Here is an 11,618-nt window from a genome sequence, read left to right on the forward strand (position 1 = left end):
AGATAGCATGATCGTTCGTCCTGTACGCAGCAGCGATTTACCTGCGCTGATCGAATTGGCCCGCAGCACCGGTACCACCGGGCTGACCACGCTTCCTGCCAACGAGGAGCGACTGGCCCGCCGTGTCGGCTGGGCCGAGAAGAGCTTCAGTGGCGAAGCCGAGCGCGGCGACACCGACTACCTGTTCGTGCTGGAGAACGACGAAGGCCTGGTGGTCGGCATCAGCGCCATCGCCGGCGCCGTCGGTTTGCGCGAGCCTTGGTACAACTATCGGGTCGGTCTGACGGTCAGCGCTTCGCAGGAGCTGAACATCTACCGCGAGATCCCGACCCTGTTCCTGGCCAACGACCTGACCGGCAACTCCGAGCTGTGCTCGCTGTTCCTGCGCAGTGACTACCGCAGCGGGCGCAATGGGCACCTGCTGTCGAAGTCGCGCATGCTGTTCATCGCTGAATTCCCTGACCTGTTCGGCAAGAAGATCATCGCCGAGATGCGTGGCATGTCCGACGCTGCCGGTCGTTCGCCGTTCTGGGAAAGCCTGGGCCGTCACTTCTTCAAGATGGAATTCAGCCAGGCCGACTACCTCACCGGCGTGGGCAACAAGTCGTTCATTGCCGAGCTGATGCCCAAGTTCCCGCTGTACACCTGCTTCCTGTCGGAGGCTGCGCGCAGTGTCATCGGGCGTGTGCACACCGACACCGAGCCTGCGCTGGCGATGCTCAAGCGCGAGGGCTTCAACTATCAAGGCTACGTCGACATCTTCGATGCCGGCCCGGCGATCGAATGCGAGACCGCGAAGATCCGCGCCGTGCGCGAGAGTGAGACCCTGGTACTGGCGGTCGGTACGCCGGGTGACGACGCCACCCCTTACATCATTCACAACCGCAAGCGCGAAGACTGCCGCATCACCGCAGCGCCCGCGCGCCTGGCGGCCGGGACATTGGTCGTCGATCCGCAGACTGCCAAGCGCCTGCGCCTGGGCGTTGGCGATAACGTTCGCGCCGTGCCGCTGACTGCACCTCGGGAGGCCCAATAATGACCACGCATTACATCGCCGGAAACTGGCAGGCCGGCCAGGGTGACGCCCTGCAATCGCTCGACCCGGTCAGCCAGGCCGTGGTCTGGCAAGGGCAGGGCGCGGCGCCTGCTCAGGTCGACGCTGCTGTGCAGGCGGCGCGCAAGGCCTTCCCGGCCTGGGCGCAACTGAGTCTGGAGGCGCGCATCGCCGTACTAGAAGGCTTTGCCGACCAGCTCAAGGCCAACGCCGAGGAACTGGCCCGCTGCATCGGTGAGGAAACCGGCAAGCCCTTGTGGGAGTCGGCCACCGAAGTCACCAGCATGGTCAACAAAGTGGCGATCTCGGTGCAGAGCTACCGCGAACGCACCGGTGAGAAGAGCGGCCCGCTGGCGGACGCGACCGCCGTGCTGCGCCACAAGCCGCATGGTGTGGTGGCAGTGTTCGGCCCATACAACTTCCCCGGCCACCTGCCTAACGGTCATATCGTGCCGGCATTGCTGGCGGGCAACTGCGTGGTGTTCAAGCCCAGCGAACTGACCCCCAAGGTCGCCGAGCTGACGGTCAAGTGCTGGATCGCCGCCGGATTGCCGAGCGGTGTGCTCAACCTGGTGCAGGGCGCGCGCGAAACCGGCGTGGCGCTGGCGGCCAACCCGGGTATCGATGGGCTGTTCTTCACCGGTTCCAGCCGCACCGGCAACCTGCTGCACCAGCAGTTCGCCGGTCGCCCGGACAAGATCCTGGCGCTGGAAATGGGCGGCAACAATCCGCTGGTGGTCGATGAGGTCAAAGACCTGGACGCCGCGGTCTACACCATCATCCAGTCAGCGTTCATTTCGGCCGGGCAGCGTTGCACCTGTGCCCGCCGCCTGCTGGTGCCGCACGGCGCCTGGGGTGACAAGCTGCTTGCGCGCCTGGTCGAGGTCAGTCGCAGCATCAGTGTCGGCGCCTTCGATCAGCAACCAGCGCCGTTCATGGGTTCGGTGATTTCGCTGCAGGCTGCCGCTGCCTTGCTGGCGGCGCAATCCGAACTGCAGGCCAAGGGCGCGCAGGCGCTGCTGGAAATGACCCAGCCAAAGGCCGGTGCGGCCTTGTTGACGCCGGGCATCCTCGATGTGACGGCAGTTGCCGACCGGCCCGACGAAGAGTTCTTCGGCCCGCTGCTGCAGGTGATTCGCTACAGCGACTTCGACGCCGCGATCGATGAGGCCAACAACACCCAGTACGGCCTGGCAGCCGGGCTGCTGTCCGACTCGCGCGCCCGTTACCAGTACTTCTGGCTGCGCAGCCGCGCCGGTATCGTCAACTGGAACAAGCAACTCACCGGCGCCGCCAGCAGCGCACCGTTCGGTGGCGTGGGGGCCAGCGGCAACCATCGGGCCAGTGCCTATTACGCGGCGGACTACTGCGCCTATCCTGTGGCTTCGCTGGAGACCGCCAGCCTTGCCCTGCCGGCGACCCTGACGCCGGGCGTCACCCTATAACAACAGGTCTCGGAGCTAGCCGATGAAATCCTATGAAGTGAATTTTGATGGCCTGGTGGGGCCAACCCACAACTACGGCGGCCTCTCGTACGGCAACGTGGCCTCGCAGAGCAATAGCCAGCAGTGCTCCAATCCGCGAGAAGCGGCGCGCCAGGGCCTGGCGAAAATGAAAGCCCTGATGGAGATGGGCTTCAAGCAAGGCGTGCTGGCCCCGCAGGAACGACCGGATGTGGCTGCCCTGCGCCGCCTGGGCTTCACCGGCAGCGACGGCGAAGTGATCCGTCGCGCCGCCAAGGAGGCCATGCCACTGCTGGTCGCCAGTTGCTCGGCCTCGAGCATGTGGGTGGCCAACGCCGCCACCGTCAGCCCCAGCGCCGACACGGCAGACGGCCGGGTGCATTTCACTGCAGCCAACCTCAACTGCAAGTACCACCGCAGCATCGAACACCCGACCACCAGCCGTGTGCTGGCGGCGATGTTCGCTGACGAGCAGCATTTCGCCCATCATGAGGCGCTGCCGGCGGTGGCCCAGTTCGGCGACGAGGGTGCGGCCAACCATACGCGTTTCTGCCGTGCGTACGGCGAGTCGGGCGTGGAGTTCTTCGTCTATGGCCGCAGCGCCTTCGATGCGCGCTACCCGGCGCCACAGAAGTATCCGGCGCGCCAGACCCTCGAGGCCTCCCAGGCTGTGGCCCGGTTGCATGGCCTGGGCGAGCAGGGCGTGGTCTACGCTCAACAGAATCCGGCGGTGATCGACCAGGGTGTGTTCCATAACGACGTGATTTCGGTAGGCAACGGCGAGGTGCTGTTCTACCACGAGGACGCCTTCCTCGAGACCGACACGGTGCTTGGCCAGCTGCAAGCTAAACTGGCTGCAAAGGGCGGCAACTTCCAGGCCATCCGCGTGCCGCGTTCGGCCGTGACGGTGGAAGACGCAGTGCGTTCGTACCTGTTCAACAGCCAGTTGCTGTCGCGCGACGACGGCTCCATGCTGCTGGTGGTGCCTGAAGAGTGCCGCAACAACGAGCGGGTGTGGAGTTACCTGAACCAGCTGACCGGCCAGCAGAGCGTGGTGAAGGAGGTCAAGGTGTTCGACCTCAAGCAGAGCATGCAGAACGGCGGTGGCCCTGCCTGCCTGCGCTTGCGCGTGGCCCTGAAGGAAACGGAACTGGCAGCGGTCAACCAAGGCGTTATCATGACCGCCCCGCTGTACGACACCCTGGTGCAGTGGGTCGACAAGCACTACCGCGACCGCCTGGGCGAAGCTGACCTTGCCGACCCGCAGTTGCTGGACGAATGCCGTACGGCACTGGATGAGTTGACCCAGATCCTGAAGTTGGGTTCGGTCTATCCGTTCCAACGCCAACCTTGATAGAGAGAATTGCAATGTCCGACGCCCTGCGCCTGATCCTGGAAGATGAAGACGGCACCCAGCTGGAAACCTCCTGCACCCGCTTTGCGGTGGTCTGGCAAGGCAAGGAGGTCTGGATTCAGCAGGATGGCCGCGGTCAACTGCTGATCGGTGTCGATGTCGAGGAAGGCGATACCGAGTACGCCAACCTGCTGCTGCGCCCGATGGCCACCAACCTGGTCAGCCTGCAACTGGAGATGGAGCCTGCCGAGGTCGGTGAAGACGACGATCACGTGCACGGTCCGGACTGCGGTCACCACCACTAAGGAAATACCCTATGCTCGCCCTCGGCAAACTGCTTGAGCTGACCCTGACCGATCACGAACCGGCCGAGAAGACCCAAGTGACCCCCAAGGGCGTGCGTTTGCGCTGGTTGGGGGAGGGCGCGCTGGAAGTGCGTCCGGCCGAGAGCGAGGATTGTGGGCTCGACCTGTTGTTGTCGGCCGGCATCCATGGCAACGAGACCGCGCCGATCGAGTTGCTCGAGCGGCTACTGCATGGTGTGGCCAACGGCAAGATCAAGCCGCGTGCCCGGGTGTTGTTCCTGTTCGGCAATCCAGCGGCGATACGCAAGGGCGAGCGCTTCATCGAGCAGGACATCAATCGCCTGTTTAACGGTCGGCATGAGCTTTCCAGTGGTTTCGAGGCGCTGCGCGCCGCGGAACTCGAGCAGTTTGCCCGGGTGTTTTTCAGCAAGCCCGAGCGCACTCGCCTGCATTACGACCTGCACACGGCCATTCGTGGTTCGAAGATCGAGCAGTTCGCGCTGTACCCGTTCAAGGAAGGGCGCAAGCACTCACGGCGCGAGCTGGCGCGCCTGGCGGCCGCCGGCATGGAAGCTGTGCTGCTGCAGAGCAAGTCGTCGATCACCTTCAGCGCCTTTACCTATGAGCAGCTCGACGCCGAAGCCTTCACCCTGGAGTTGGGCAAGGCCCGTCCGTTCGGGCAGAACGAGCAGGTCAACCTCGACAAGCTCGAGACGCGCCTGGTGCAGTTGATCGAGCATACCGAACCTGAGACCGAGCAGAGCCTCGATGGCCTGAAGCTCTTCAGTGTCGCCCGGGAAATCATCAAGCACAGCGACAGCTTCCACCTGCACCTGCCGGCGGATATCGAGAACTTTTCCGAGCTGAGCAAGGGCTATCTGCTGGCCGAGGACCTGGCCGAAACACGTTGGATCGTGGAAGAGGAGGGGGCACGTATCATTTTCCCCAACCCAAAGGTCAGGAACGGTTTGCGGGCAGGGATCCTGATCGTGCCGGATTCCGGGCAGCGCCTGGGATAGGTGTTCAGGGGTAGGTCAGTCTCGGTGGTAGGCCCAGTTCGTGTCGCAAGGCATTTTCGTTGAACGGCGCAGGATTGGTGTCGGTGTCAGGGGTCCTTGGGTCGTCGTCGAAATCGAACAAGGAACCTGGGTTCTCTAGTCCGACAGCCAAGCGTTCGATGTTGTCGTTTACGCTTCCGGTCGCGAAGTTCCAGACGTGACAGAGCTCATGGTAGAGCATCACCAGCGAGGGTGCATCGAGCCTGGAGGCTAGCGGGTTGTAGCCGACTTCGCAGTTCAGGATGCGGTCGCCTCGTGCGCCGTTTCGGATTGTCGGGTCCCCTTGGGCAGGATCAAATCGAGCATAAGCATTGTCCATCGCTGATGTCGGCGTAATGACGACTTTCACCTTGTGCGCCACCAACTGTTCCAGAAGCACCGAGGCACTCGGGCTGGCCCGTAGCATCACCAGCTGGCGCCTGACTTTGTCGGTGTACGCGGGATCACCCTGGATATCGAAGGTTTCGAGGTATTCCGCTGGTAGCTCTGCAGCGTATGCCTCGTAGAGCAGTGGTGCGTTGAAACCCTCCTCGACGAGAATGCTGGTGGCGTTGCCGTAGAGTCGATCGTCCAGTGGCCCTGTTGACAGGCGATTATGTCCGGCGAAGGCCTCGATGGTCGCATTGCCCGCGTTGACCCTGATGACATCGTCGCCAGCGCCAGCATACAGCGTGCTGTGGGCGGCGGCGCTGTGCAGGGCGTCGTTGCCCTTGCCGCCATCGATTTCCGCTTGCCGGACCCCCTCTACCACGATGTGGTCATCGCCTGCCCCGGCATCAATGAGCACCGAGCCGGCATTCAGGGGCTGGCCGTCAGGAGGCAATTGGCCCTCGATCCGGATGCTGTCGTTGCCATCGCCGGTCTCTATCACGATGCGGCTGTCGAGGGTGGATTCGACAAATACGTTGTCGTCACCGGCGCCGGTGCGGATATGCAGCATCTCTGTTTTTGCCAGGGCCAGCGTATAGCGGGCGCCTTCGATGCGCAGCACGATGCCTTCGGGGCTTGGATGAACCGACAGTTCGGTGTCTGGGGCCAGTGCTTCGATCAGCAGCGTGTGGTCATGGCGACTGATCGCCAGTGGGCCGCTTCTGTATGGCAGTCGTTGTATCAGCACAAGGCCGGAAGGGGTGTGGATCTTCAGGTCTTCGGGCGCCATGGGCGTCTCCTTTCATGGGGGAGATTGCATTCTGGCGTTGCTTCGGTGGTTCCAGTGGTACTCATGTACCGCCTGAATAATCAGCATGAGAAGGCGGATGAAGGGGATTTAATTTGCCGCCTATTCCCTTTTCCCTTCCTCTGGGCGGTAATTGGCTTGTCAGTGACGAAAGCCGCGATTTAGCATCCGCTCATGTCGTTTTTGCCCGTTCGCAACGGAAAAACTGTCCGATTGCCGGTTTCCATCGCATAAACACACTGCACCTCGATTGCAGGACCGATATAATGCGGCCCTTTGCCGTCGTTTCGTCGATCCGACGCGTTAGCCCAAACGGCCGCCGTTTCCGTGGAAGAACCTATGAAAAGCGCAGAAATCCGTGAAGCCTTCCTTCGCTTCTTCGAAGAGCAGGGACATACCCGAGTCGCCTCCAGTTCGCTGATCCCGAACAACGACCCAACCCTGCTGTTCACCAACGCAGGCATGAACCAGTTCAAGGACTGCTTCCTGGGTGCCGAAAAGCGTGCCTACACCCGCGCTGTCAGCAGCCAGAAGTGCGTGCGCGCCGGTGGCAAGCACAACGACCTGGAAAACGTCGGCTACACCGCGCGTCACCACACCTTTTTCGAAATGCTGGGCAACTTCAGCTTCGGTGACTACTTCAAGCGCGACGCGATCACCTTCGCCTGGACCTTCCTGACCTCCGACAAGTGGCTGAACCTGCCCAAGGAAAAGCTCTGGGTCACCGTCTACGCCACCGACGACGAAGCCTACGACATCTGGACCAAGGAAGTCGGCGTGCCGGCCGAGCGCATGGTGCGCATCGGTGACAACAAGGGTGCTCCTTACGCTTCCGACAACTTCTGGACCATGGGCGATACCGGTCCTTGCGGTCCGTGCACCGAGATCTTCTACGACCACGGCGCCGACATCTGGGGTGGCCCGCCCGGCTCGCCGGAAGAAGACGGCGACCGCTACATCGAGATCTGGAACAACGTCTTCATGCAGTTCAATCGCACTGCCGACGGCGTCCTGCACCCGCTGCCCGCCCCGTCGGTCGACACCGGCATGGGCCTTGAGCGCATCAGTGCGGTCATGCAGCACGTGCACTCGAACTACGAGATCGATCTGTTCCAGAGCCTGCTCGACGCCGCGGCCCAGGCCATCGGTTGCCGCAACGAAGAGCAGTCGTCGCTGAAAGTGGTCGCCGACCACATCCGTTCCTGCGGCTTCCTGATCGCCGACGGCGTACTGCCGTCCAATGAAGGCCGTGGCTATGTGCTGCGCCGCATCATTCGCCGCGCCTGCCGCCACGGCAACAAACTTGGTGCCAAGGGCAGCTTCTTCCACAAGGTCGTGGCTGCACTGGTCAACGAGATGGGTGAAGCCTTCCCCGAGCTCAAGAACCAGCAGGCGCACATCGAGCGCGTACTCAAGACCGAGGAAGAACAGTTCGCCAAGACCCTCGAGCAGGGCCTGCGCATCCTCGAGCAGGACCTGTCGCAGCTGCAGGGCAAGGTCGTGCCGGGCGACGTGGTGTTCAAGCTGTACGACACCTACGGCTTCCCCATGGACCTGACTGCCGACATCGCCCGCGAGCGTGAGCTGACCATCGACGAAGCCGGCTTCGAGCGCGAGATGGACGCCCAGCGCGAGCGCGCCCGCTCGGCCAGCGCCTTCGGCATGGACTACAACAGCCTGGTCAAGGTCGATACCGCCACCGATTTCCTCGGGTACAGCACCACCGAAGGCCAGGGCAAGATCATCGCCCTGTACAAGGATGGCCAGTCGGTCGATCAGCTGGGCGAAGGCGAGGAGGGCGTGGTCGTCCTGGATCGCACGCCGTTCTATGCCGAATCTGGCGGTCAGGTCGGTGACAGCGGCTACCTGCAGGCTGGGGCTGCGCGCTTCGACGTGCGCGACACCACCAAGACCGGCGGTGCCTTCCTGCACCACGGCGTGGTCGCCAGCGGCGCGCTGCTGATTGGTGCCCCGGTCGAGGCTCGCGTGGATGCCGACGTGCAGCACGCGACCTCGCTGAACCACTCCGCCACCCACCTGCTGCACGCTGCACTGCGTGAAGTGCTGGGCGAGCACGTCCAGCAGAAGGGCTCGCTGGTCGACAGCCAACGCCTGCGTTTCGACTTCAGCCACTTCGAGGCGGTGACGCCTGCGCAGATCAAGGCCCTGGAAGACATCGTCAACCGCGAAGTGCGCAAGAACTCCGCGGTCGAAACCATCGAGACCGATATCGAGACCGCCAAGCGCAAGGGCGCCATGGCGCTGTTCGGTGAGAAATACGGCGACACCGTGCGTGTGCTGAGCATGGGCGGCGACTTCTCGGTCGAGCTGTGCGGGGGTATTCATGCCAAGCGCACCGGCGATATCGGCCTGTTCAAGATTATCAGTGAAGGTGGCGTAGCCTCCGGTGTGCGTCGTATCGAGGCGATCACCGGTGCTGCGGCGCTGGCCTACCTGAACGCTGCCGAGGAGCAGGTCAAGGAAGCTGCGCAACTGGTCAAGGGTAACCGCGACAACCTGATCGACAAGCTGTCGGCTGTGCTCGAGCGCAACCGTCAGCTGGAGAAGCAGCTCGAACAGCTGCAGGCCAAGGCCGCCAGCGCCGCAGGGGACGATCTCTCCAGTGCGGCCGTTGAGGTCAAGGGTGCCAAGGTGCTTGCCGCTCGCCTGGATGGGCAGGATGGCAAGGCGCTGCTGGCGCTCGTCGATCAGTTGAAGAACAAGCTCGGCCATGCAGTGATCCTGCTGGGCAGCGAGCATGAGGGCAAGGTCGTGCTGGTGGCCGGCGTGACCAAGGACCTCTCCAGCCAACTCAAGGCTGGTGACCTGATGAAACAGGCCGCTGCGGCGGTTGGCGGCAAGGGCGGTGGCCGTCCGGACATGGCCCAGGGTGGCGGCGTCGACGTCGCTGCACTGGATCAGGCCCTGGCACTGGCCGTGCCGTTCGCCGAGCAGGGGCTTTGAGATGACGCGCCCCGTAGTCTTGTTGCGGGGCGCGTCAGGAAGGATTGTTTACTGGGTGCCCTTCGTGGGCTGAGGCACTTTGAAATGGCGTTGATCGTACAGAAATTTGGCGGCACCTCCGTCGGCTCCATCGAGCGGATCGAGCAGGTGGCCGACAAGGTCAAGAAACACCGCGAGGCGGGCGATGACCTGGTGGTTGTGCTGTCGGCCATGAGCGGGGAAACCAACCGCCTGATCGACCTGGCCAAGCAGGTCTCCGATCAGCTGGTTCCGCGTGAACTGGACGTTATCGTGTCGACCGGCGAGCAGGTGACCATCGCGCTGCTGGCCATGGCGCTGATCAAGCGTGGCGTGCCGGCGGTGTCCTACACCGGCAACCAGGTGCGCATCCTGACCGACAGCGCGCACAACAAGGCGCGCATCCTGCAGATCGATGACCAGAAGATCCGCGCCGACCTCAAGGCTGGCACCGTGGTCGTGGTCGCAGGTTTCCAGGGTGTCGACGAGCACGGCAACATCACCACCCTCGGGCGTGGTGGCTCCGACACTACCGGTGTTGCCCTGGCGGCAGCGCTGGGTGCCGACGAGTGCCAGATCTACACCGACGTCGACGGCGTCTATACCACCGATCCACGCGTGGTGCCGCAGGCCCGTCGCCTGGAGAAGATCACCTTTGAAGAGATGCTGGAAATGGCCAGCCTCGGTTCCAAGGTGCTGCAGATCCGTTCGGTGGAGTTCGCCGGCAAGTACAACGTTCCGCTGCGCGTGCTGCACAGCTTCAAGGAGGGTCCGGGTACCCTCATTACCATCGATGAAGAGGAATCCATGGAACAGCCGATCATTTCCGGTATCGCCTTCAACCGTGATGAGGCCAAGCTGACCATTCGCGGCGTGCCGGACACCCCGGGCGTTGCTTTCAAGATCCTCGGCCCGATCAGCGCCGCGAACATCGAAGTGGACATGATCGTGCAGAACGTCTCGCACGATAACACCACCGACTTCACCTTCACCGTGCACCGCAACGAGTACGAGAAGGCTCTGAGCGTGCTGGAGAACACCGCGCGCGAAATCGGTGCCCGTGAAGTGATCGGCGATACCAAGATCGCCAAGGTGTCGATCGTCGGCGTCGGCATGCGCTCCCATGCGGGCGTGGCCAGCCGTATGTTCGAGGCCCTGGCCAAGGAGAGCATCAACATCCAGATGATCTCCACCTCCGAGATCAAGGTGTCGGTGGTGATCGAAGAGAAGTACCTGGAGCTGGCCGTACGCGCGCTGCATACCGCGTTCGAGCTCGATGCGCCTGCTCGACAGAGCGAGTGACGCATTGCCCTGGGGGGCGCGGCTCTGGCCGCGCCCTTCGCGTTTCTGGCGGTCATGCAGGTTACTGTCCTTTCCTGCCTGACCGCCGATAAAGAGGGCTGGGCCTTCGTCCCGAGCTGCCCTCTGTTTCCAACAGACTGTTGTCCCTGAATGAACTGCGTGAGGAGAAAGCTATGTTGATTCTGACTCGTCGGTGCGCCGAGAGCCTGATCATTGGTGATGGTGAGATCACCGTGACGGTCCTGGGTGTCAAAGGCAACCAGGTACGAATCGGTGTGAGTGCCCCTAAGGAAGTGGCTGTTCACCGCGAGGAAATCTACCTGCGGATCAAGAAAGAGAAGGACGAAGAACCAACCCTTTAATTTTTTTGAAGTTTTTTTCAAAAAAGGGTTTGCAAACGGGGAAGGGTCTGGTTAATATACGCCCCGTGTTGCGGTGAGGTGGCCGAGTGGCCGAAGGCGCTCCCCTGCTAAGGGAGTATACCTCATAAGGGTATCGGGGGTTCGAATCCCCCCTTCACCGCCATTCTTCGTGTAGGGCGCTGCAATCGGTCAAAACGCTTAAGTCGTTGAAATTAAACGAAAAAGTACTTGGCAAAACGATTTGGCGAACTATAATGCGCGGCAAGACACGGACTCATAGCTCAGCTGGATAGAGTACTCGGCTACGAACCGAGCGGTCGGAGGTTCGAATCCTCCTGAGTCCGCCATACAATGAGGCGGTTTTCTCTGGAAGACGCATCATTTCACCAGTGGTAATCTGGTCTAAAACTACCATCGACGGACTCATAGCTCAGCTGGATAGAGTACTCGGCTACGAACCGAGCGGTCGGAGGTTCGAATCCTCCTGAGCTCGACAGCTCACACATCTGCCCTCCCGTCCCATTCCAATCCCGAAACCAGTGGTAATCTGGTCTCAAACTA

Annotated in this window: 9 protein-coding genes and 3 tRNA genes; 11 read left to right on the plus strand and 1 reads right to left on the minus strand. The window is 62.3% G+C overall.

The features are described from left to right. Positions 1-7: 7 nt before the first annotated feature. Genes astA through astE form a run of 5 tightly spaced genes read left to right on the plus strand, consistent with a single transcriptional unit; the run spans position 8 to position 5,195 of the window. On the plus strand, positions 8-1,036 hold the full coding sequence (gene astA, locus ACPZMI_RS08050; protein ID WP_186666477.1) for an arginine N-succinyltransferase: 1,029 nt from the start codon (positions 8-10) through the stop codon (positions 1,034-1,036). Beyond that, a complete protein-coding gene (gene astD, locus ACPZMI_RS08055; RefSeq protein WP_186719111.1) occupies positions 1,033-2,499 on the plus strand; it encodes a succinylglutamate-semialdehyde dehydrogenase in 1,467 nt (488 codons plus the stop codon). Before astA ends, astD begins: the two co-directional genes overlap by 4 nt. 22 nt (positions 2,500-2,521) lie before the next feature. Continuing rightward, a complete protein-coding gene (astB, locus tag ACPZMI_RS08060) occupies positions 2,522-3,871 on the plus strand; it encodes an N-succinylarginine dihydrolase (protein ID WP_426352011.1) in 1,350 nt (449 codons plus the stop codon). 14 nt (positions 3,872-3,885) lie between these two features. Beyond that, on the plus strand, positions 3,886-4,176 hold the full coding sequence (locus tag ACPZMI_RS08065) for a topoisomerase II (protein WP_186666473.1): 291 nt from the start codon (positions 3,886-3,888) through the stop codon (positions 4,174-4,176). 11 nt (positions 4,177-4,187) lie between these two features. Beyond that, positions 4,188-5,195 (plus strand): succinylglutamate desuccinylase, encoded by a 1,008-nt coding sequence (gene astE / locus ACPZMI_RS08070; protein ID WP_186666472.1) that lies wholly within the window; start codon positions 4,188-4,190, stop codon positions 5,193-5,195. A gap of 4 nt (positions 5,196-5,199) precedes the next feature. Here astE and ACPZMI_RS08075 read toward each other — a convergent pair whose 3' ends face one another. After that, positions 5,200-6,393, minus strand: coding sequence for a M91 family zinc metallopeptidase (locus ACPZMI_RS08075; protein WP_426352012.1), 1,194 nt, complete (start codon positions 6,391-6,393; stop codon positions 5,200-5,202). A gap of 357 nt (positions 6,394-6,750) precedes the next feature. Here ACPZMI_RS08075 and alaS point away from each other — a divergent pair, with 357 nt between their 5' ends. From alaS to ACPZMI_RS08105, 6 genes are all read left to right on the plus strand, one after another. Beyond that, a complete protein-coding gene (gene alaS / locus ACPZMI_RS08080; RefSeq protein WP_426352013.1) occupies positions 6,751-9,375 on the plus strand; it encodes an alanine--tRNA ligase in 2,625 nt (874 codons plus the stop codon). 84 nt (positions 9,376-9,459) lie between these two features. Beyond that, positions 9,460-10,695, plus strand: a complete 1,236-nt coding sequence (locus ACPZMI_RS08085) for an aspartate kinase (protein WP_054891921.1) — start codon at positions 9,460-9,462, stop codon at positions 10,693-10,695. A 173-nt stretch (positions 10,696-10,868) separates the two neighbouring features. Beyond that, positions 10,869-11,057, plus strand: coding sequence for a carbon storage regulator CsrA (csrA, locus tag ACPZMI_RS08090; RefSeq protein WP_043209419.1), 189 nt, complete (start codon positions 10,869-10,871; stop codon positions 11,055-11,057). 72 nt (positions 11,058-11,129) lie between these two features. Next, a tRNA-Ser gene (locus tag ACPZMI_RS08095) sits at positions 11,130-11,220 on the plus strand. 107 nt (positions 11,221-11,327) lie between these two features. Next, a tRNA-Arg gene (locus ACPZMI_RS08100) sits at positions 11,328-11,404 on the plus strand. 72 nt (positions 11,405-11,476) lie between these two features. Then, positions 11,477-11,550: transfer RNA gene (locus ACPZMI_RS08105), tRNA-Arg, on the plus strand. Positions 11,551-11,618 lie beyond the last annotated feature (68 nt).

Origin of the sequence: Pseudomonas wayambapalatensis (assembly GCF_049942315.1) — a bacterium.
GTDB lineage: Bacteria > Pseudomonadota > Gammaproteobacteria > Pseudomonadales > Pseudomonadaceae > Aquipseudomonas > Aquipseudomonas wayambapalatensis.